This is a genomic window from Kitasatospora sp. NPDC059795 (assembly GCF_042732175.1).
GTDB lineage: Bacteria > Actinomycetota > Actinomycetes > Streptomycetales > Streptomycetaceae > Kitasatospora.
The window spans coordinates 40,756-60,538 of record NZ_JBHWID010000012.1; the positions used below are offsets into that span (position 1 = coordinate 40,756).

The 19,783-nt window shown below is 72.6% G+C and carries 20 protein-coding genes; 15 read left to right on the forward strand and 5 right to left on the reverse strand.

All coding sequences use genetic code 11. The features are described 5' to 3' along the window. The first annotated feature begins 5 nt into the window (after window positions 1-5). Window positions 6-338 (forward strand): hypothetical protein, encoded by a 333-nt coding sequence (locus ACFV4P_RS23700; protein ID WP_073814863.1) that lies wholly within the window; start codon window positions 6-8, stop codon window positions 336-338. Window positions 339-347: 9 nt separating this feature from the next. Here the strand turns inward: ACFV4P_RS23700 and ACFV4P_RS23705 are convergent, their stop codons facing one another. Continuing rightward, window positions 348-785 carry a MarR family winged helix-turn-helix transcriptional regulator gene (locus ACFV4P_RS23705; protein WP_380474159.1) on the reverse strand — a complete coding sequence of 146 codons (438 nt, stop codon included), beginning with the start codon at window positions 783-785 and terminating at the stop codon, window positions 348-350. A 133-nt stretch (window positions 786-918) separates the two neighbouring features. On the opposite strand from ACFV4P_RS23705, the gene ACFV4P_RS23710 reads away from it, so the two are divergent. Further along, on the forward strand, window positions 919-1,566 hold the full coding sequence (locus ACFV4P_RS23710) for a nitroreductase family protein (protein WP_380474162.1): 648 nt from the start codon (window positions 919-921) through the stop codon (window positions 1,564-1,566). A gap of 3 nt (window positions 1,567-1,569) precedes the next feature. Here ACFV4P_RS23710 and ACFV4P_RS23715 read toward each other — a convergent pair whose 3' ends face one another. Beyond that, entirely contained in the window at window positions 1,570-2,523 is a 954-nt protein-coding gene (locus ACFV4P_RS23715; RefSeq protein ID WP_380474164.1) for a heme A synthase, read from the reverse strand. A gap of 214 nt (window positions 2,524-2,737) precedes the next feature. Between ACFV4P_RS23715 and ACFV4P_RS23720 the strand changes: the two genes are divergently transcribed. Then, entirely contained in the window at window positions 2,738-4,027 is a 1,290-nt protein-coding gene (locus ACFV4P_RS23720) for a choice-of-anchor A family protein (protein ID WP_380474166.1), read from the forward strand. A 27-nt stretch (window positions 4,028-4,054) separates the two neighbouring features. On the opposite strand, the gene ACFV4P_RS23725 is transcribed toward ACFV4P_RS23720, so the two are convergent. Further along, window positions 4,055-4,825 carry an ABC transporter permease gene (locus ACFV4P_RS23725; protein WP_073814855.1) on the reverse strand — a complete coding sequence of 257 codons (771 nt, stop codon included), beginning with the start codon at window positions 4,823-4,825 and terminating at the stop codon, window positions 4,055-4,057. After that, the gene (locus ACFV4P_RS23730; protein ID WP_380474169.1) at window positions 4,822-5,739 is read right to left on the reverse strand and encodes an ABC transporter ATP-binding protein; all 918 of its coding nucleotides are present in this window, start codon (window positions 5,737-5,739) and stop codon (window positions 4,822-4,824) included. Before ACFV4P_RS23730 ends, ACFV4P_RS23725 begins: the two co-directional genes overlap by 4 nt. Window positions 5,740-5,920: 181 nt before the next feature. Between ACFV4P_RS23730 and ACFV4P_RS23735 the strand changes: the two genes are divergently transcribed. From ACFV4P_RS23735 to ACFV4P_RS23775, 9 genes are all read left to right on the forward strand, one after another. Continuing rightward, a complete protein-coding gene (locus ACFV4P_RS23735; protein ID WP_073814852.1) occupies window positions 5,921-6,721 on the forward strand; it encodes a metalloregulator ArsR/SmtB family transcription factor in 801 nt (266 codons plus the stop codon). After that, a complete protein-coding gene (gene sufB / locus ACFV4P_RS23740; RefSeq protein ID WP_380474172.1) occupies window positions 6,718-8,130 on the forward strand; it encodes a Fe-S cluster assembly protein SufB in 1,413 nt (470 codons plus the stop codon). The genes ACFV4P_RS23735 and sufB overlap by 4 nt, the downstream gene beginning before the upstream one ends. 60 nt (window positions 8,131-8,190) lie before the next feature. Continuing rightward, window positions 8,191-9,423 carry a Fe-S cluster assembly protein SufD gene (gene sufD, locus ACFV4P_RS23745; RefSeq protein ID WP_380474174.1) on the forward strand — a complete coding sequence of 411 codons (1,233 nt, stop codon included), beginning with the start codon at window positions 8,191-8,193 and terminating at the stop codon, window positions 9,421-9,423. Further along, a complete protein-coding gene (locus ACFV4P_RS23750; protein WP_035867074.1) occupies window positions 9,420-9,743 on the forward strand; it encodes a non-heme iron oxygenase ferredoxin subunit in 324 nt (107 codons plus the stop codon). Before sufD ends, ACFV4P_RS23750 begins: the two co-directional genes overlap by 4 nt. A 7-nt stretch (window positions 9,744-9,750) precedes the next feature. Continuing rightward, window positions 9,751-10,515 carry a Fe-S cluster assembly ATPase SufC gene (gene sufC, locus ACFV4P_RS23755; RefSeq protein WP_380474176.1) on the forward strand — a complete coding sequence of 255 codons (765 nt, stop codon included), beginning with the start codon at window positions 9,751-9,753 and terminating at the stop codon, window positions 10,513-10,515. Further along, window positions 10,512-11,774, forward strand: a complete 1,263-nt coding sequence (locus ACFV4P_RS23760; protein ID WP_380474178.1) for a cysteine desulfurase — start codon at window positions 10,512-10,514, stop codon at window positions 11,772-11,774. The genes sufC and ACFV4P_RS23760 overlap by 4 nt, the downstream gene beginning before the upstream one ends. 10 nt (window positions 11,775-11,784) lie before the next feature. Further along, entirely contained in the window at window positions 11,785-12,237 is a 453-nt protein-coding gene (sufU, locus tag ACFV4P_RS23765) for a Fe-S cluster assembly sulfur transfer protein SufU (RefSeq protein WP_073814843.1), read from the forward strand. Between the two features lie 23 nt (window positions 12,238-12,260). Beyond that, window positions 12,261-12,650 carry a metal-sulfur cluster assembly factor gene (locus tag ACFV4P_RS23770; RefSeq protein WP_380474180.1) on the forward strand — a complete coding sequence of 130 codons (390 nt, stop codon included), beginning with the start codon at window positions 12,261-12,263 and terminating at the stop codon, window positions 12,648-12,650. Window positions 12,651-12,730: 80 nt separating this feature from the next. Then, a complete protein-coding gene (locus ACFV4P_RS23775) occupies window positions 12,731-13,498 on the forward strand; it encodes an RICIN domain-containing protein (protein WP_380474182.1) in 768 nt (255 codons plus the stop codon). A gap of 48 nt (window positions 13,499-13,546) precedes the next feature. Here the strand turns inward: ACFV4P_RS23775 and ACFV4P_RS23780 are convergent, their stop codons facing one another. Next, the gene (locus tag ACFV4P_RS23780) at window positions 13,547-14,872 is read right to left on the reverse strand and encodes an MFS transporter (protein WP_380474184.1); all 1,326 of its coding nucleotides are present in this window, start codon (window positions 14,870-14,872) and stop codon (window positions 13,547-13,549) included. Window positions 14,873-15,234: 362 nt separating this feature from the next. On the opposite strand from ACFV4P_RS23780, the gene ACFV4P_RS23785 reads away from it, so the two are divergent. The 3 genes from ACFV4P_RS23785 (at window position 15,235) to ACFV4P_RS23795 (ending at window position 19,764) form a co-directional block, all read left to right on the forward strand. Beyond that, complete coding sequence (locus ACFV4P_RS23785) at window positions 15,235-16,827, forward strand: hypothetical protein (protein WP_380474186.1); 1,593 nt, start codon at window positions 15,235-15,237, stop codon at window positions 16,825-16,827. 181 nt (window positions 16,828-17,008) lie between these two features. Further along, window positions 17,009-18,115 carry a hypothetical protein gene (locus ACFV4P_RS23790; protein WP_380474188.1) on the forward strand — a complete coding sequence of 369 codons (1,107 nt, stop codon included), beginning with the start codon at window positions 17,009-17,011 and terminating at the stop codon, window positions 18,113-18,115. A 143-nt stretch (window positions 18,116-18,258) separates the two neighbouring features. Then, a complete protein-coding gene (locus tag ACFV4P_RS23795; protein ID WP_380474190.1) occupies window positions 18,259-19,764 on the forward strand; it encodes an alkaline phosphatase PhoX in 1,506 nt (501 codons plus the stop codon). Window positions 19,765-19,783 lie beyond the last annotated feature (19 nt).

Genomic DNA, 19,783 nt, shown 5'->3' on the forward strand with positions numbered 1-19,783 from the left:
CGGGCATGACCAGCGCAGAGACCGCCACCACCGCCGCGCCGGACGCCCGCATCGAGCGCCGCGCCAAGCGCATTGCCAAGCACCTGAGCAGCTTCGCCGCGCAGCACGGCGGCAGCGCCGACGGCGTCGTCGAGTACGTCGGCCGCACCGCCACCCGGATCGTCGTGGTCGGCGCGGACGGCACCTGGGGCGACCAGGTCGCCCCGACCTACGCGATCGGCCGCCGGGCCGCCGAACTCGCCGGGCTCACCCTGCACGACGACTTCGAGGGCGAGCTCGGCCTGAAGGTGAAGACCGGCCCGTACGAGTGGAAGCGGATGGCGGGCATCCAGATCTGACGGGGCCCGTCACCGCTGGGCGGTGAGTTTGAGCAGGAGCGCGGACAGCTGTCCGCGCTCCTGTGCGTTCAGCGGGGCGAGCGCCTCGTCCAGCAGGGCGGGCACGGCGGTCTCGGCGGCGGTCAGGCGGCGGCGGCCGGCCGGGGTGAGGGTGACGGCGTAGGCGCGGCGGTCGGCGGGGTCGCGTTCGCGGCGGACCAGGCCGTCCTGCTCCAGGCCGTCGCAGACGCCGACCATCACGGTGCGGTCGATCCGCAGCTGCTCGCCCAGGGCGCGCTGCGAGGACGGGCCGCGCTCGGCGAGCATCTTCAGCACCAGGTGCGGGCCCACGCCGAGGCCGGCCGCGCGGGCGTGCGCCTCGGTGATCCGGGCCACCGCCGAGGAGGCGCGGCACAGCGCGATGTCGGGCCGCTCGGCGGCGAGCTGCGGGAAGTAGCCGTCGGTCATCCGTTCTCCTGATCGGTCGTGGGCAGCAGTGTAATCGTCTGGCCGCAGATTGTTTGACCGTCGATCGATGGGCTCATATGCTTCCGGATCATCTGCGCAACAACTGTCTGCCGCCAGACGATAGGGGAGTGCTGTGCTGCTCGACCTCGATCCCGACCAGTTGCTGTCCACCACCCGGGCCGTCCGCAAGCGCCTGGACCTCGACCGCGAAGTCTCCCGCGAGCTGATCGAACAGTGCGTCGACCTCGCCACCCAGGCCCCCACCGGCCGCAACCGGCAGCGCTGGCACTTCCTGGTGGTCACCGAGGCCGAACAGCGGCTGAAGGTCGCCGAACTCTTCCGCACGGCGCTGCGCACCGGCGGCGGCGCCCCGCCCACCGCCCGCGACCACGCCCGGATGCACGCCCACCCCGGCAGCATGGAGCGGATCTACGACGGGCTGCAGCACCTGTACGACAACGTCCACCGGGTGCCCGCGTTCGTCATTCCGGCGATCGAGGGCCGCACCGAGGGCGCCTCGGTGCTCGACCAGTCGATGACCTGGGGCTCGATCCTGCCCGCCGTCTGGAGCTTCATGCTGGCCGCCCGGGCCCGCGGCCTCGGCACCGTGTGGACCACCGCGCAGGGCCCGGTGGAACGGGAGCTGGCCGAGCTGCTCGGCGTCCCGCACCGGGAGGTGATGCTGGCGGCGTTCATCCCGCTCGCGCACACCGTCGGGACCGACTTCAAGCCGGCCCGACGGATCCCGCGCGAGCAGGTCCTGCACTGGGACAGGTGGTGAGCGCTACGCGACGAGCTCGGCGGCCGGGGCACCGGCCTGGGCCGGGATCTGCGAGCGGCTGCGCAGTGCCAGCGGGATCCGCAGCGCGGCGCCCCAGACCAGGGCGGCGCCCAACATGTGCACGCCGACCATGATCTCCGGCGCGTCGGTGAAGTACTGGACGAAGCCCAGCACGCCCTGCGCGAGCAGCAGCACGAACAGGTCGCGCACCCGGGCGCGGGCCGCCGGCGGGGCCTTCACGGCGGCGAACACCAGCAGCGCGGCCAGCGTCAGGCCGACCGAGAGGAACACCAGGTCGGCGTGGGCCTGGGTGAGCCGGTCGTAGTCGAAGGTGGTGATGCGGGGGGTGCCGGCCGAGCCCGGGTGGTGGCCCGCGCCGGTGACCAGGGTGCCGACCAGCGCGAGCGCGCCGATCGAGGCCACCAGCACCTGCGCGAAGCGGTGGATCGCCGGAGCGACCAGCAGCCGCGGCTCGCCGTCGCCCTCCTTGGACCGCTCCCAGCTGAGCACCGCCGTCCACACCAGGCCCAGCGCGGCCACCATGTGGAAGCCGACCACGTACGGGTTGAGGTGGGTGAGCACCGTGATGCCGCCGATCACCGCGTTCGACATCACCAGCCAGAACTGCGCCCAGCCGAGCCTGGTCAGCGAGTGCCGCCACGGTTTGCAGCAGCGGGCGGCCAGAATGAACCAGCCGACCGCGGCGGACAGCACGTAGGTGAGCATCCGGTTGGTGAACTCGATGATGCCGTGGATGCCCATCGCGGCCGTCGGCGTCAGGCTCTCGCTGGTGCAGCGGGGCCAGGTGGTGCAGCCGAGGCCGGAGTCGGTGAGCCGGACGGCGCCGCCGGTGACCACGATCACCACGCTCATCACCAGGGCGGCCATGGCGGCCAGGCGGACGTGCTGCGGACTGGGATGCCAGCGCTCGGCGAGGAGGGAGAACGGATTGGTCACCGGACCATCGTAGGCGGGCTTACACGCGGCTCCGGCGCGGGCGGGTCCGGCGACCGGCCCGGCGGGGGACGCGCGGACAAATGGGGCGGATCGAGCGTGTCGGGTCATTGGTCTTGACCACTCGGCGAGTGGCCGAAAGAGTGCGGTTTGGTCCAGACCTTTCACGGTTCGGGCTCATATCCCCCTGCCCGTCTCCACCCGCGGAGTCCTGCACATGCGCAAGTCCATATCCGCTGCCGCCGTGGCACTCGGTGGCTCTCTCACCCTCGCGGCCCTGGTCGTCCCCACCCAGGCGACCGCCTCCCCCGGCGAGGGCACCTGTTTCAGCCTCGGTGTCGCCGGCCGGTACGGCGAGTTCATCGAGGGCGACGACACCCACAGCCCCGACGCCGAGGGCGCGGTGGCGATCGGCGGGAACGCCGATTTCAGCCACGGCGGCTTCACCGTCGGCAACGAGCTCACCGCCGCCCAGGTGGCCGCGCTGCCCGGCGGCAACGCGCTGGTGGTCGGCGGCAACCTGATCCAGAACGGCGCCCACGTCCAGGTGATGAAGGGCAAGGGCGTGGTGGCCGGCCAGATCGTCGGCGGCGGCCAGCTGGAGGGCGTCACGAAGGGCGCCGGTCCGATCGACTTCGCCGCCGAGTTCGCCAAGCTGCGGGCGCTCTCCGCCGAGCTGGCGAAGACCGCGGGCGCGGCCCCGACGGCGGACGGCCGGACGCTGACCTTCACCGGCGCCGACGCCAAGGCCAACTTCTTCACGGTGGCGGCGGACACCCTGCAGAAGGCGGGCGAGATCCAGCTGAAGGTCCCGGCCGGCTCGTCCACCGTGATCACCGTCACCGGCGGCAGCTACGACCAGACCAAGGCCCCCACCAGCGGCTTCCTGATCTGGGACAACGCCAGGAAGAGCTACGTGCTGGACGACAAGCTGCAGTCCGCGGACGGCGGCGCCGAGCGGGCGAAGCTGCTGTGGAACTTCCCCACCGCCACGAAGATCACCAAGCACAGCGGCAACGCCTGGCCGGGCAGCATCCTGGCGCCGAACGCGGCGTTCGACCTGGGCAAGGGCGGTCCGGTGAACGGCTCGGTGTGGGCGAAGTCGCTCACCGGCAGCGGCGGGGCCGAGACCCACCACTACCCGTTCGAGGGCTGCCTGCCCGGCACCGTGGTGCCGCCGACCTCGCCGTCCCCGACGCCGTCGAGCTCCACCGGCGGCTCGGAGAGCCCGTCGCCGTCGAGCAGCGCCTCGACCCCCGGCGGCAGCGAGTCGCCGACCCCGGGCGGCTCGGGCAGCCCGGCGCCGAGCGGATCGGCCGGCGCCACCCCGTCGGCGTCCGCGAGCCACGGCGCCTCGGGCGGCAGCGGCGGCGGTGGCGGTGGCGGGCTGGCGTTCACCGGCGCCGAGGGCCTGGTGCCGCTGACCGTCGGCGGGGCGCTGGTGATCGCCGCGGGCGGCGCGCTCGTGTACAAGGCGCGCCGCAAGAAGGCCGCCGCCTCCTCCTGACCCAGGGGTGGGGCCCCGCCCGGGGCCCTACTCCCAGCGGAAGAAGCGGGCCGCGGCGGCCAGGCCCAGCACCGACCAGACGGCCAGGATGCCGAGGTCGGCCCAGGGCGTGCCGCCGCCGAGCTGCAGGACCGAGCGCAGGCCGTCGGAGAGCGCCGAGATCGGCAGCAGCTCCAGCACCGGGCGCACCGCGTCCGGGAACTTGGCGAGCGGGACGACCACGCCGCCGGCCAGCAGCAGCAGGATGAACACCAGGTTCGCGCCGGCCAGGGTGGCCTCGGCGCGCAGGGTGCCGGCCATCAGCAGGCCGAGGCCGGAGAACGCCGCGGTGCCGAGCACCAGCAGGAGCAGCACCGCCAGCGGGTTGCCGTGCGGCGACCAGCCGAGGGCCAGCGCGATGCCGGACAGCAGCAGCACCTGGAGCAGCTCGGTGACCAGCACGCAGCCGGTCTTCGCGGTCAGCAGCGCCCAGCGGGGCAGCGGGGTCGCGCCGAGCCGCTTGAGGACGCCGTAGCGGCGCTCGAAGCCGGTGGCGATGGCCTGGCCGGTGAAGGCGGTGGACATCACGGCGAGCGCCAGCAGGCCGGGGGCGAGGAAGTCGACGCGCTTGCCGGGGCCGTCCACGGCGACCACGTCGACGGCGGAGAACAGCACCAGCAGCACGGTGGGGATGACCACCGTGAGCAGCAGCTGTTCGCCGTTGCGCAGCAGCATCCTGGTCTCCAGGGCGGTCTGCGCGAGCAGCATCCGGCCGACCGGGGCGGCGCCCGGGCGGGGGGTGAGGTCGGTGGCGGTCATCGCAGTTCCCGTCCGGTCAGGTCGAGGAAGACGTCTTCGAGGCTGCGGCGCTGCACCGCGAGCTTGTCGGGCATCACCCCGGCCTCGGCGCACCAGCCGGTGACGGCGGCGAGCAGGGCGGCGTCCAGGGCGCCCTCCACCCGGTAGGAGCCGGGCGCGGGCTCGGCGACCACCGCGGTGTCCGGGAGGACCTTGCGGAGGCCTGCGAGGTCCAGTCCGGCGGGGCCGTCGAAGCGCAGTTGGGCTTCGCTGCCGCGCAGTTCGTCGGGGGAGCCCTGGGTGATCACGCGACCGCGGTCGATGATCGCGACGTCGTCGGCGAGCTGTTCGGCCTCGTCCATCTGGTGCGTGGTGAGGACGACGGTGACGCCGGCGGCGCGGAGTTCGGAGACCAGCTCCCAGGTGGCGCGGCGGGCCTGCGGGTCGAGGCCGGCGGTGGGCTCGTCCAGGAAGACCAGCTCGGGGCGGCCGACCACGGCCATGGCGAGGGCCAGGCGCTGCTGCTGGCCGCCGGAGAGCCGGCGGTAGGGGGTGCGGCCGCAGGAGTCCAGGCCGAGGCGTTCGGCGAGCGGGCCGACGGGCAGCGGGTTCGCGTACAGCTTCGCGGTGTGCTGGAGCATTTCGAGGGCGCGCGCACCGGCGTACACGCCCCCGGACTGCAACATCACGCCGATCCGCGGCCGCAGCTGCGCGGCCTGCGCGACCGGGTCCAGCCCGAGCACCCGGACGGTGCCGGCGTCGGGGCGGCGGTAGCCCTCGCAGGTCTCGACGGTGGTGGTCTTGCCTGCGCCGTTGGGGCCGAGCACCGCGGTGACGGCGCCGCGTGCGATGGCCAGGTCCAGGCCGTCCACGGCGATCTTGTCGCCGTACCGCTTGACCAGTCCGGTCACCTCGACGGCGGGGTCTGCATGCATACCGGCGAGTGTAGGAGCAGTTCACGGCTCCGATCAGGTAAGGCATGCCTTCCGTGACGGAGGCCACCGGTGAGACCGGGGTCACGGCTTGTTTCCGGCCGACGAATTACGCAACAATCGTGTTGTGAAAAACAATCGCGAGCATGCCGCCCAGCGGGAGCCCGAGGCTCCCGGCTGCGACATGCCTGCGACGGCGATGCCGGAGGCCCTGACCGAGGGGCACCGGGCGACCCGGGAACGGGTGGCCCGGTCGATCCTCGACCACGGGCCGTCCTCGGCCGCCGACCTGGCCGGACGCCTCGGCCTGACCAGCGCCGCGGTGCGCCGCCACCTGGACGGCCTGACCGCCGCCGGGCTGGTCGAGTCCCGCGAGCAGCGGGTGTACGGCAGTCGCGGCCGCGGCCGCCCGGCCAAGGTGTTCGCCCTGACCGACGGCGGCAGGGACGCCTTCCACCAGGCCTACGACCAGCTCGCCGCGGACGCGTTGCGCTGGATCTCGGAGGCGGCCGGCGGCGGCGAGGCGGGCGGGCAGGCGGTCGCCGCCTTCGCCCGGGCCCGGCTCGCCGAGCAGGGCAGGAAGTACCGGGGCGCGGTCGAGCAGGCCGACGCGCAGCAGCGCGCCGAGGCACTCGCCAGGGCCCTTAGCGACGACGGGTACGCTGCCACGGTGCGGCGTGTTCCGACCGCCGGCTCGGCGCCCGCCGCCCCGGCCGGCGCCCAGCTCTGCCAGCACCACTGCCCGGTGGCGCACATCGCCGAGCAGTTCCCGCAGCTCTGCGAGGCCGAGACCGAGGTCTTCTCGCAGCTCCTGGGCACCCATGTGCAACGGCTGGCCACCATCGCCCACGGCGACGGGGTCTGCACCACGTATGTGCCGGCATCCGGTGCCGCACCGTCGTCCTCCCGGACGCCCGGTGCCGTGCCGCCTGCCGGTACGTCCCCCAACGAAACCGGCTCCACCGCGCGGAGGAACCTCGCATGACTGACATCGCACACCCCGAGCTCGAAGGCCTCGGCACGTACGAGTACGGCTGGGCCGACTCGGACGCGGCCGGTGCCGCCGCCAAGCGCGGCCTGAGCGAAGCGGTCGTCCGCGACATCTCGGCGAAGAAGAACGAGTCCGAGTGGATGCTCAACCTTCGGCTCAAGGGCCTGAAGCTGTTCGGCAAGAAGCCCATGCCGACCTGGGGCTCCGACCTGTCGGGCATCGACTTCGACAACATCAAGTACTTCGTGCGCTCGACCGAGAAGCAGGCGGAGTCCTGGGAGGACCTGCCCGCCGACATCAAGGCGACCTACGACAAGCTGGGCATCCCGGAGGCGGAGAAGCAGCGCCTGGTCGCCGGTGTCGCCGCCCAGTACGAGTCCGAGGTCGTCTACCACCAGATCCGCGAGGACCTGGAGGAGCAGGGCGTCATCTTCCTGGACACCGACACCGCGCTGCGTGAGCACCCGGAGCTGTTCAAGGAGTACTTCGGCACCGTCATCCCGGTGGGCGACAACAAGTTCGCCTCGCTGAACACCGCGGTGTGGTCCGGCGGATCGTTCATCTACGTGCCGAAGGGCGTGCACGTGGACATCCCGCTGCAGGCCTACTTCCGGATCAACACCGAGAACATGGGCCAGTTCGAGCGGACGCTGATCATCGTCGACGAGGACGCCTACGTCCACTACGTCGAGGGCTGCACCGCGCCGATCTACTCCTCGGACTCGCTGCACTCCGCGGTGGTCGAGATCATCGTCAAGAAGGGCGGCCGCTGCCGCTACACGACCATCCAGAACTGGTCGAACAACGTCTACAACCTGGTCACCAAGCGCGCCGTGGCGTACGAGGGCGCGACCATGGAGTGGGTCGACGGCAACATCGGCTCCAAGGTCACCATGAAGTACCCGGCCGTCTACCTGATGGGCGAGCACGCCAAGGGCGAGACGCTGTCGATCGCGTTCGCGGGCGAGGGCCAGCACCAGGACGCCGGCGCGAAGATGGTCCACATGGCGCCGAACACCTCGTCGCACATCGTCTCCAAGTCGGTGGCGCGCGGCGGCGGCCGGACCTCCTACCGCGGTCTGATCGAGATCGGCGAGGGCTCGCACGGCGCCAAGTCGAACGTGCTGTGCGACGCGCTGCTGGTCGACACCATCTCCCGTTCGGACACCTACCCGTACGTGGACGTCCGCGAGGACGACGTGTCGATGGGCCACGAGGCGACCGTCTCCAAGGTCTCCGAGGACCAGCTCTTCTACCTGATGAGCCGCGGCCTGAGCGAGACCGAGGCGATGGCGATGATCGTCCGCGGTTTCGTCGAGCCGATCGCGCGCGAGCTGCCGATGGAGTACGCGCTGGAGCTGAACCGGCTGATCGAGCTGCAGATGGAGGGCGCGGTCGGCTGACGCACCGTCAGCCCCCGCCCGTCCGTCGACCATTTCCGAAAGAGAGCAACACGAACAGCCATGGCTGAGCAGAACACCCCCGGCTCCACCACCGCCGGTTCGATCGAGGTGGGCACCGCCGGCGCCGGCACGCAGCTCGCCGGTCCGGGCACCGGCCGCGAGAGCGTCCGGCAGCCGATCGACGCCCGGGTCGCCGTCAAGCCGTCCTTCGACGTCAACGACTTCCCGGTGCCGACCGGCCGCGAGGAGGACTGGCGCTTCACACCGATGCACCGCCTCGGCGGCCTGCACGACGGCACCGCCGTCGACTCCGTCCGCGGTGAGGACAAGATCGAGCTGGGCCTGCCGGAGGGCGTGACCTCCGAGCTGGTCGGGCGCGACGACGCCCGCCTCGGCAAGGCCGGCACCCCGGTGGACCGAATCGCCGCGCAGGCGTTCAGCGCCTTCGAGCAGGCCCTGGTGGTGACCGTCCCCAAGGAGACGGTGCTGACCGAGCCGGTCCGGATCGACGTGCACGGCGAGGGCGGGGTCCGCTTCGCCCACGTGGTGATCGAGGTCAAGCCGTTCGCCGAGGCCGTCGTGGTGCTGAACCACACCGGCACCGGCACCCGCGCCGCCAACGTCGACCTGCTGGTCGGCGACGGCGCGAAGCTGACCTTCGTCTCCGTCCAGGACTGGGAGCGGGACGCGGTGCACGCCGCCCAGCACAACGCGCTGGTCGGCCGGGACGCCACCTTCAAGTCCGTGGTGGTCACCTTCGGCGGCGACGTGGTGCGCCTGCACCCGCGGGTCTCCTACGCGGGCCCCGGCGGCGAGGCCGAGCTGTTCGGCCTGTACTTCGCCGACGCGGGCCAGCACCTGGAGCACCGCCTGATCATCGACCACGACACCCCGCACTGCCGCTCCAACGTCGCCTACAAGGGCGCGTTGCAGGGCGAGGACGCGCACGCGGTGTGGATCGGCGACGTGCTGATCCGCGCGGCCGCGGTCGGCACCGACACCTACGAGCTCAACCGCAACCTGGTGCTCACCGACGGCGCCCGGGTCGACTCGGTCCCCAACCTGGAGATCGAGACCGGCGAGATCGTCGGTGCCGGCCATGCCTCCGCGACCGGCCGCTTCGACGACGAGCAGCTGTTCTACCTGCAGTCCCGCGGCATCCCGGCCGACGAGGCCCGTCGCCTGGTGGTGCGCGGCTTCTTCGCCGAGCTGGTCCAGCAGATCGGCGTCGCCGAGATCCAGGACCGCCTGCTGACGAAGATCGAGGCCGAGCTGGAAGCGACGGTCGCATGAGCGCCGGTTATGTGCGTGCCTGCGCGCTGAGCGTGCTGCAGGAGGACGTGCCCAAGAAGGTCGAGCTGAACGGCGTCCCGGTGGCGATCGTCCGGACCGACGAGGGCGTGTTCGCGATCAACGACATCTGCTCGCACGCCAACGTCTCGCTCTCCGAGGGCGAGGTCGAGGACTGCATGATCGAGTGCTGGCTGCACGGCTCCAGCTTCGACCTGCGCACCGGAAAGCCGTCCGGGCTGCCCGCGACCAGGCCGGTCGCCGTCTACCCCGTAAAGATCGAAGGGGACGATGTGCTCGTCTCCGTCAACCAGGAGAACTGAGTACCCCATGGCAACGCTTGAAATCCGTGACCTGCACGTCTCCGTCAACGCCGAGGGCGGCCCGCGCCAGATCCTCAAGGGCGTCGACCTGACGGTCAAGCAGGGCGAGACCCACGCGATCATGGGTCCGAACGGCTCCGGCAAGTCCACCCTGGCCTACTCGCTGGCCGGCCACCCGAAGTACACCGTCACCGGCGGCCAGGTGCTGCTGGACGGCGAGGACGTGCTGGAGATGTCGGTCGACGAGCGCGCCCGGGCCGGCGTGTTCCTGGCCATGCAGTACCCGGTCGAGGTTCCCGGCGTCTCGGTCTCCAACTTCCTGCGCACCGCCGCCACCGCCGTCCGCGGCGAGGCCCCCAAGCTGCGGCTGTGGGTCAAGGAGGTCAAGGAGGCGATGGCCGCCCTGCAGATGGACCCGGCGTTCGCCGAGCGCAACGTCAACGAGGGCTTCTCCGGCGGTGAGAAGAAGCGCCACGAGATCCTCCAGCTGGAGCTGCTCAAGCCGAAGATCGCGATCCTCGACGAGACCGACTCCGGCCTCGACGTCGACGCGCTGCGGATCGTCTCCGAGGGCATCAACCGGGTCCGCTCCACCGGCGAGGTCGGCACCCTGCTGGTCACCCACTACACCCGCATCCTGCGCTACATCCAGCCCGACTTCGTGCACGTGTTCGCGGGCGGCCGGATCGTCGAGTCCGGCGGTGCCGAGCTCGCCGACAAGCTGGAGGAAGAGGGCTACGAGAGCTACGTGAAGGGCGGCGCTTCCGAGTGACCCACTCCCATCTGACCGGACTCCTGGACACCGACGCGATCCGCAAGGACTTCCCCGTCCTGTCGCGGGTGCTGCACGACGGCAAGCCGCTGGTGTACCTGGACAACGCGGCGACCTCGCAGAAGCCGCGCCAGGTCCTGGACGCGCTGAACGCCTACTACGAGCAGCACAACTCCAACGTCCACCGCGGCGTGCACGTGCTCGCCGAGGAGGCGACCGCGCTGTACGAGGGCTCCCGGGACAAGGTCGCGGCGTTCATCAACGCGCCCAGCCGGAACGAGGTGATCTTCACCAAGAACGCCTCGGAGTCGCTCAACCTCGTTGCCAACATGCTGGGTTGGGCCGACGAGCCGTACCGGGTGGACGCCGACTCGGAGATCGTCATCACCGAGATGGAGCACCACTCCAACATCGTTCCGTGGCAGCTGCTCGCGCAGCGCACCGGCGCGAAGCTGAAGTGGTTCGGGCTCACCGACGAGGGCCGGCTCGACCTGTCCAACATCGACGAGCTGATCACCGAGAAGACGAAGATCGTCTCCGTCACGCTGGTGTCCAACCTGCTGGGCACCGTCAACCCGGTGGAGACCATCGTCCGCAAGGCCCAGTCGGTCGGCGCGCTGGTCGCCATCGACGCCTCGCAGGCCGCCCCGCACGCCGTCCTCGACGTGCAGGCGCTGGAGGCCGACTTCGTCGCCTTCACCGGCCACAAGATGCTCGCCCCGACCGGCATCGGCGTGCTGTGGGGCCGCCAGGAGCTGCTGGAGGACCTCCCGCCGTTCCTCGGCGGCGGCGAGATGATCGAGACCGTCACCATGGGCTCGTCCACCTACGCGCCCGCGCCGCACAAGTTCGAGGCCGGCACCCCGCCGATCGCGCAGGCCGTCGGCCTGGGCGCCGCCATCGACTACCTGTCGGCGATCGGCATGGACAAGGTGGCCGCGCACGAGCACGCGATCACCGCGTACGCGATCGAGCGCCTCGCCGAGGTGCCCGACCTGCGGATCATCGGCCCGCGCACGGCCGTCGACCGCGGTGCGGCGATCTCGTTCACGCTGGGCGACATCCACCCGCACGACGTCGGCCAGGTCCTCGACGAGCAGGGCATCGCCGTCCGGGTCGGCCACCACTGCGCACGGCCGGTCTGCCTGCGGTACGGAATTCCGGCGACCACCAGGGCGTCGTTCTATCTGTACTCCACGCCCGGCGAGGTGGACGCGCTGATCGACGGCCTCCACCACGTCCGCAACTTCTTCGGCTGAGGTGGCTGCCATGAAGCTCGACTCGATGTACCAGGAGATCATCCTGGACCACTACCGCAACCCCCACGGCAAGGGGCTGCGGGACGGCGACGCCGAGGTGCACCACGTCAACCCGACCTGCGGCGACGAGATCACCCTGCGGGTGAAGCTCGACGGCGCGGTCGTCGCGGACGTCTCCTACGAGTCGCAGGGCTGCTCGATCAGCCAGGCCTCCGCCTCCGTGCTCAACGACCTGGTGGTCGGCAAGACGGTCGGCGAGGCCCAGCAGGTCCAGGAGGCGTTCCTGGAACTGATGCAGAGCAAGGGGCAGTCCGAGGGCGACGAGGAGATCCTGGAGGACGCCGTCGCCTTCGCCGGGGTCTCCAAGTACCCGGCCCGGGTCAAGTGCGCCCTGCTCGGCTGGATGGCCTGGAAGGACGCCACCGCCAAGGCGCTGGCCGGCCACCCCGAGATTTCCGACTGACGTCCCGTTAGGACACTGAATTCATGAGCGAGAACGAGACCCCCGAGGCCGCCCCGGCCGAGGTCGCGGTGTCCGACAGCCCCGGTGCGTTCACCACCGCCGGGACCGTCTCCACCGAGGACCTCATGGAGGCCCTGATGGACGTCGTCGACCCCGAGCTGGGCATCGACGTCGTCAACCTGGGCCTGATCTACGGCCTGCACATCGACGAGGACGACACCGCCACCGTCGACATGACGCTGACCTCCGCGGCCTGCCCCCTCACCGACGTCATCGAGGACCAGGCCCGCACCGCCACCGACGGCCTGGTCAAGGACCTGCGGATCAACTGGGTCTGGATGCCGCCGTGGGGCCCCGACAAGATCACCGACGAGGGCCGCGACCAGCTGCGCGCGCTCGGCTTCAACGTCTGATCGGCCCGGACGGTTCGAAGGGGCGGGATCCTTACGGATCCCGCCCCTTCTCGCGTCTCCGGGTCCTAGAATCCGGACCCATGACTTTTGGGGCGGGCGGCGGCGAACCGGACTGGGCCGAACTGGCGAACGAGCACGAGCGGGAGACCCTGCGGCGAAGACGCGTGCGGCAGATCGGCGCCGCCGTGGGGGCCGTGGTGCTGATCGGCGGGGGGACGGTCGCGGTGGCGGAGCTGACCGGCGGGACGACGAAGCCGAAGGCCGCGGGTGGGACGAGCGCCTCGCCCGCGGACGGGGCGGTGCGCCCGTCCCTCGCCCCGCAGCCCTCGGGCACCGGCTCCGCCCCGGCGTCCGCCCCGGGCGACCCCTCCACGTCGGCCGCCACGCCGTCCGCGGCTGCCGGCCCTCCCACCGCGCCCGCCACGCAGGCGCCCGCCGACATCAGCGGCGGCATCCTCAACGCCAACAGCGGCATGGCGTTGGAGATCGAGGACTCCGCGACCGAGGACGGCGGCCGCGCCCAGCAGTGGACCTACGTCGGCATCCCCACCCAGCAGTGGGTGCTGCACTGGGTCGGGGACAGCTGGGAGATCCGCAACGTCAACAGCGGCAAGTGCCTGGAGATCCCGGGCCCCGGCACGGACGACGGCATCCACGCCCAGCAGTGGGCCTGCAACGGCGGCGCCGGGCAGCACTGGGACCTGCGCGGCGGCACCGGCAACCGGATGCTGGTCAACCACCGCAGCGGCAAGTGCCTGGAGGTGGAGGACTCGGACCTGGACGACGGCGCCACCGTCCAGCAGTGGGACTGCGACTCGACCATGTCGAACATGGCCTGGAAGATCTGACGCCCCACCGGCCGTGAAGGGCCTGCGGGGCGTCAGGAGCGCGGGCGGTCAGCGCGTGCGGCGCAGGACGGCGGCGGCCAGGGCCAGCGAGGCGGTGGCGGCGAGGACGGCGAAGGCGGTGACGGCGGGGAGCAGGCCGTAGGCGCGGGTGAGGGCGCCGACGGCGATGATGGGGGCGGAGGAGCCGAGGTAGACGATCACCCAGAGGGCGGAGAGTTCGCTGCCGCGGCGGGCGGGGTCGAGGGCGGCGACGGCGGTGGTGAACAGGGAGCGGAAGGCGATGCCCTGGGAGACGCCGGCGAGGACGCTGCCGACGAACAGGAGCGCGGGGGTGCCGGTGGCGGCGGCCGCGGTGAGCAGGCCGAGGCCGGCGGCGAGGCCGGTGAGGCCGGCGGCGACGACGACCCGGTCCGAGGTCGGCGGGACGACCAGCTGGGCGAGCGCCGAGGAGCCGAGCAGGAGGGCCGCGACGGCGGCGCCCGCCATCCGGGACTCGGTGTGCAGGAGCGTCCCGGCGAACGCGGGGGCGAGGGCCAGGTAGACCCCGAAGACCGCGTACGCGACGAAGCCGGCGCCGGAGGCGAGCAGGAACTCGCGGCGTCCGGAGCGGGGCAGCCGCAGGCGCTGCGGGCGCAGGTGGGCGGGGGTGGTGATGCGCGGCGCGGAGGCCGGCGGGCGGACCGAGCCGGGCATCCGCGGGTGCACCAGGGCGAGCGGCACGCACAGGGCGAGCAGCGCGACGGCGTGGGTGAGGAAGAGGCCGGGCAGCGGGTTGGCGCCGCTGGCGGCGGCCGCGCCGACCAGCGGGCCGAGGGCGACGCCGCCCGCCGAGCAGGCCAGGGTGAGCTTGGCGGCCAGGGTGGGCCGGTCGGGCAGCAGGTCGCCGAGGGCGGCGCCGGCCGCGCCGGTGGAGAGGCCGACGGCGATGCCCTGGACGGCGCGTCCGGCGGCCAGCTGCCAGAAGGAGTCGGCGGTGGCGAAGACCGCGTCGCCGGCGGCGGAGAGCGCCACCGCGGGGAGGATCATGGCGCGCCGGCCCAGGTGGTCCGACCAGTGGCCGACCGCGGCCAGCACCGGGACCAGGGCGAACACGTAGACCGTGAACAGGACCGTGGTGTCGAGCGGGGTCAGACCGAGCCGTACCTGGAGCGCCGGGTAGAGCGGGGTGACCAGGTTGGCGCCGATCAGCATCAGCAGCAGGGCGGCGGCGACCAGGCCGACGCGGATGCCGCGCAGCGCGTTCCAGCGGCTGATCGCGGAGAGCTGGAGCTGCTTGCGGGGCGCGAGTTCCAGAGGAAGCAGGGCCTCCGACAGTCGGCGGCCGGCGTACTGAGCGGTGCTCAGGCCGGGGCCGGCGGGGGAGAGGTCCGCCATGGCAGGGGTCTCCTGTGGCAAGGCGCCGTCGGGCGCGGCCAGGCCGGGAGTGGTGGCACGGCGGCGTGACCCGAGCGGTGCGGGTGTGCACATGAAAGGGGTTCGGAGCCTCGTCGCTCCGCGGGCGCCCGCGCGGGGGTGTGCGCGATGCCCACCGAAGGATACGTGCACTCGGGTACTCGTTCGGATGCACCCTGTCCCACTCGTTCGGGGGGACGCCCGCCCGGTGCGGGGTTTCGGTCATGGCGGCCGATACGCTGGGTTGACGGGCCGGCACACGTGTCGGCCCGCGCCGCCGAAGCCCGTCGGGCTGCCCACCGGGCGGCGGCGCCCTCCGAGGAACCTGCGGGAGATCGCGCGCGATGGCCGGACGAAGCCGTAACACCCCTGAGCAGCAGCCGTCCGACGCCGAGGGCCTGCTGCCCGCGGACTACGACCTCGCCGACCTGTACGGCTCGCACAGCGGCGACGAGGACCCCGACGACACCGCGGTGCTGATCCCGCCGATCGCGCTGCCCACGGACCGCGAACTCGCCGACGCGGCGCTCGCCGTCCCGCTGATCGCCCGGGTGGTCGCGCTGGCCCGCTGGGTCGACCCGCACCGGGACGTCGACGAGCACGGCGACCTCGGCCCCGAGGACCGCGTCCGGGCGGCCCGGATGCTGGGCTACGAGGACCCGGACGAGGAAGACGTCATCGAGGCGATGCGGGCCTGGGCGCTGGCCTGCGACCTCGGCGTCGTGGAGACCGGCACCACCGAGGGCGGCACCCACATCGCCGTCCCCGGCCCCGACCTGCCGGCCGTCGAGGCGGGCGAACCGGCGGCCGTGCTCGGCCTGTGGTTCGAGGCCGCCGAGCTGGTCCGCGAGCTCGCCGCCGAGGCCGAGTCGGTGGACCCGGAGGTGGTCGAGGGCGACGTGAACGCCGGCGCCGAGGACTCCGACGGCCTCGCCGAGGTGGAGGACGCCCGGGACCAGGCCGCCGAGATCCTCGACGAGGCGCTGCACGTGCTGTACGAGACCACCGCGTTCGCCGAGCCCGGCCAGGAGACCGCCCCGCTCGGCGTGCTGGCCGCGCTGCTGGTCGTCCCCGACGGCGAGGAGCCGGACGAGGAGATGCTCGGCGAGATCACCGACCTGATGGTCGTCCTCGACCCGATGTTCGGCGACCTCGCGGAACTCGGCCTGGTCGAGCACACCCCGATCGACCCGGAGCTGTTCGAGGAGGACGACGAGGAGGGCGCGGCCGTCGACCCCGACCGGCCGCTGACCGACGAGGACGCCGCCCGCTTCGGCACCGTCCGGCTGACCCCGCTCGGCCAGTACGCCGTCCGCGAGTGGCTGATCGCCGACGGCTTCGACGCCCCGCTGGTCGGCGACCTCGCCGACCACGACGGCCCCGCGCTGCTGCGCGCGCTCGCCGCGGACGGCGTCCTGTTCGCCGAGCCCGAGCTGAAGGCCTGGCTGGCCGCCAGGGAGGACGCCGCCGGGGCCGCCCGCGAGCTGCTGGCCGGCGGGCGCGGGCGCGACGTGCAGTCGCCGGTGCGCCGCTACTTCAGCGCGCTGGGGCTCGACCAGATCGGCGACGCCGCCGTCCCCGCCGTCCGCGAGGCCGTCGACGACCCCGAGCTCGGCGGTCTGGCCCGCGAGTGGCTGCGCGCCCGCGGCGAGGACGTCGCCGCCGCCGAACGCCCCGTCGCGCTGTGGCGGGTGGTCGACTCGGTGGCCGCCGTGCTGCTCCTCACCGCCGGCGAGGGCGGCCGCCTGCAGGCGGTGATCGCCGACCTTCCGGTGACCGACAACCCGGCGAGCTACTTCGGCGAGATGTGGCGGGTGCCGCACCCGTTGACGGCGGAGGTGCTGGAGGCCGTCGGCGGGCTCCACCTGGACCGCAAGGTCGCCAAGGAGGCGCGGCGGGCCGCGATCAAGGCGCGCTCGCTGCGGGCCGGGGGCTGACCGGCAACCAGGGCGTGCACCCGCCGCGTCCACCTGTCGGAAGGCCGCCACGGAGCTGATGGATCGACAGGTTCCCCTGGCCGTATGGTGGGGCGCGTCGTCGGGCCCCACCCGGCGGTGGAATCCGCCGGGCCCGCCCGGTGGCAGAACGGTGTGGCGAGTGCCGGGGGTGCGGCGAGTAATGAAGAGGCAGCACGCGAGCGGGCCGTGGGAGATCGAGGAGGTCTACGCGGACCAGGAGGCGTACAGCCGACGGGTGATGGCCGGGGCCGGGTTCCCGGTGTTCGGCTGGGAGCACCGCGCGGGCGGCCTGCCCGGGCGGGACGTCCTCGCCGAGTACCAGGTCGACGACGGCGAACTCGGCTGGGCGGAGGTCCGCTCCGGCGACTGGAACCGCGCCGACGGCCCGTACGTCACCGTCCGCACCTACCGGCCCGGCGCGGAGCTCGCCGGACCGCTGCCCGACCTGGAGGACGTCGTCGAGGACGAGCGCGACCGGGTGTTCGAGCAGCTCGGCGTCGACGAGGGCGACACTCCCGGCGGCGTTCGGGCGCTGCGCGAATGGATCAGCGTGGACGGCGACCCGCGCGCCCTGCAGATCCACGAGGACCGCCGCCCCGGCGCCGGCACCGTCTGGGCCGGCCGGCTGTGGATGGACGGCGTGACCGTCACCGTCACCGGGCGCGGCGTGCCGCCCGGCGCCGTCGAACTGCGCCGGATCGACGACTTCGAGCAGTACATCATCGGCCGCACCGCGCTGCTGCGGACGCTCGCCGCCCGCCGTCCCGCCGCGTCCGCGCCCGCGGCGGAGCCGACGCCCGGCCAACTCGGCCTGGCCGCCCACCGCGAACTGGTCGAGCACGGCATCGCCCGGGCCACCGCGATGGCGTCCCAGCTGCGCGCCGGGCGCTCCGCGCGGCTGCCCCGGCACCTGCGCGGCGAGGACCGCAAGGCGCGCTGGGAGACCGTGGTGCGCCAGCAGATGTGGCTCGCCTCCGAGACCGAGGGCGAGGCGGACGGCGCCGTCACCTCGATGGTCAACCACCTCGGCCGGCTCGCCCACCACGTGGACTGGCTGACCGGCACCGCGGAGGGCATCGCGGCCGTCGAGGAGGTGGTGCGGTACACGGTGTTCGCCAGCGAGGTGCCGAGCCTGCCCGCGCAGCGGGCCTGGGAGCGGCTGTGGGCGGGGGGTACGCCCGAGCTGCCGTCCGGCACGGAGGACGCCTGGCTGACCGCGTGGGAGCAGTGGCGGGTCGAGCGTACCCAGCACGGCGGGCGGCGGTAAAGCGCTGGTCATGGGGCGATCTTCGGTTGGCAAAACGGTTGGCGGATCGGTGCGTTGACGCCGTGTCGGGTTCACGTCCGGTTCATTCCGGGCCCGGACTCTGTCGGTCACCGACCCGCCCTCTCCCCTCAGGAGTGACCGTCATGTCGCTGTCCCGCCGGGACTTGTTGAACCGTTCGACCGTGCTCGGCGCCGGCGTTCTGATCGCCGGCAGTGCCGAGGTGCTCGCCACCGCCCCCGGGGCGATCGCCGCCCCCGCCGGGGGTGACGCCGCCGTCGCCAAGGGCGGGCACGCCGCGGTCGGCTACGGCGAGCTGGTGTCCGACCCGCACGGCATCGTGGCGCTGCCGAAGGGCTTCGCGTACGAGATCATCACGCACTCCGGCCGGACCAGCCTGGTCACCGGCGAGAGCACGCCCAGCAACCACGACGGCACCGCCGCGTTCGAGGGGCGGCACGGCGCGACGCTCCTGGTCAACAACCACGAGCTGGCCGGGCCGCGGGCGAACTGGGCGCACCCCGTGCCGCTGCTGGACGGCTACGTGTACGACCCGAAGGCGGCCGGCGGCTGCACCGTCGTCGAGGTGTCGGGGCACGGGAACGGGCACGGGAACGGGCACGAGGGCGGCCACGGGAAGGGCAACGGGCACGCCCACGGCAAGCGGAAGGTGCGGGAGTGGGTCGGCATCGCCGGCACCGCGACCAACTGCGCCGGCGGGGCCACCCCCTGGGGCACCTGGCTGACCTGCGAGGAGACCGAGGACAAGGCCGGCACCAACGGCTTCACCAAGGACCACGGCTACGTCTTCGAGGTCGACCCGCACGACCAGGACGCCAACCGCAACCCGCAGCCGATCAAGGCCTTCGGCCGGTTCGCGCACGAGGCCGTCGTCATCGACGAGAAGCGCGGCCACGCCTACCTGACCGAGGACGCCTCCAAGCCGAACGGCCTGTTCTACCGCTGGACGCCGCCGGCCGGCTTCAAGCACGGCAAGGGCAAGCTGCGCACGCTGGCCGCCGACGCGGGCGTGCTGGAGGCGCTGAAGGCGTTCGACTCGCAGGGCAGGCTGGTCGACGACCTGTCGCGGGCCACCAAGCCCGGCACCACGTACGGCGCGGACTGGGTCAAGGTCGCGGACCGGGACGCGCGGACCACCTCGATCCGCAAGCAGTTCAAGGACGGTGAGATCACCCGGGCCCGCAAGCTGGAGGGCATGTGGTGGGGCGACGGCGGCATCTACTTCGTGTCGTCGTTCGCGCGCGAGGAGTCGCCGCTGCAGCACGACGGGCAGGTCTGGTTCTACGACCCGGCGCGGCGGACGCTGACGCTGAAGGTGATCCTCGGCGTCAACGCGGACGTGTGGACGGACAAGGGGAACTTCGACGGGCCCGACAACATCACCGTCTCGCCGCACGGCGGTCTGATCATCGCGGAGGACGGCAACGGCCTCCAGCACCTGTTCGGGACGACGACGGACGGGCGGACGTACGCGCTGGCGCGCAACGAGCTGAACAACGGGACGGCGGAGGCGCCGGAGTTCAGCGAGTTCACGGGCGTGACGTTCTCGCACGACGGGCGGACGCTGTTCGCCAACATCCAGGAGCCGGGGATCATGCTGGCGATCACGGGGCCGTGGCACCGGATGTGACGCGCTGACCGATGGGTCC

Coding starts and splice junctions, on each gene's coding strand:
- ACFV4P_RS23795 (WP_380474190.1), top strand. CDS start 18,259: ATGTCGCTGTCCCGCCGGGACTTGTTGAACCGTTCGACCGTGCTCGGC.
- ACFV4P_RS23775 (WP_380474182.1), top strand. CDS start 12,731: ATGACTTTTGGGGCGGGCGGCGGCGAACCGGACTGGGCCGAACTGGCG.
- ACFV4P_RS23750 (WP_035867074.1), top strand. CDS start 9,420: ATGAGCGCCGGTTATGTGCGTGCCTGCGCGCTGAGCGTGCTGCAGGAG.
- ACFV4P_RS23700 (WP_073814863.1), top strand. CDS start 6: ATGACCAGCGCAGAGACCGCCACCACCGCCGCGCCGGACGCCCGCATC.
- ACFV4P_RS23725 (WP_073814855.1), bottom strand. CDS start 4,825: ATGACCGCCACCGACCTCACCCCCCGCCCGGGCGCCGCCCCGGTCGGC.
- ACFV4P_RS23785 (WP_380474186.1), top strand. CDS start 15,235: ATGGCCGGACGAAGCCGTAACACCCCTGAGCAGCAGCCGTCCGACGCC.
- sufD (WP_380474174.1), top strand. CDS start 8,191: ATGGCTGAGCAGAACACCCCCGGCTCCACCACCGCCGGTTCGATCGAG.
- ACFV4P_RS23705 (WP_380474159.1), bottom strand. CDS start 785: ATGACCGACGGCTACTTCCCGCAGCTCGCCGCCGAGCGGCCCGACATC.
- ACFV4P_RS23720 (WP_380474166.1), top strand. CDS start 2,738: ATGCGCAAGTCCATATCCGCTGCCGCCGTGGCACTCGGTGGCTCTCTC.
- ACFV4P_RS23770 (WP_380474180.1), top strand. CDS start 12,261: ATGAGCGAGAACGAGACCCCCGAGGCCGCCCCGGCCGAGGTCGCGGTG.
- ACFV4P_RS23735 (WP_073814852.1), top strand. CDS start 5,921: ATGCCTGCGACGGCGATGCCGGAGGCCCTGACCGAGGGGCACCGGGCG.
- ACFV4P_RS23780 (WP_380474184.1), bottom strand. CDS start 14,872: ATGGCGGACCTCTCCCCCGCCGGCCCCGGCCTGAGCACCGCTCAGTAC.
- sufU (WP_073814843.1), top strand. CDS start 11,785: ATGAAGCTCGACTCGATGTACCAGGAGATCATCCTGGACCACTACCGC.
- ACFV4P_RS23730 (WP_380474169.1), bottom strand. CDS start 5,739: ATGCATGCAGACCCCGCCGTCGAGGTGACCGGACTGGTCAAGCGGTAC.
- sufB (WP_380474172.1), top strand. CDS start 6,718: ATGACTGACATCGCACACCCCGAGCTCGAAGGCCTCGGCACGTACGAG.
- ACFV4P_RS23790 (WP_380474188.1), top strand. CDS start 17,009: ATGAAGAGGCAGCACGCGAGCGGGCCGTGGGAGATCGAGGAGGTCTAC.
- sufC (WP_380474176.1), top strand. CDS start 9,751: ATGGCAACGCTTGAAATCCGTGACCTGCACGTCTCCGTCAACGCCGAG.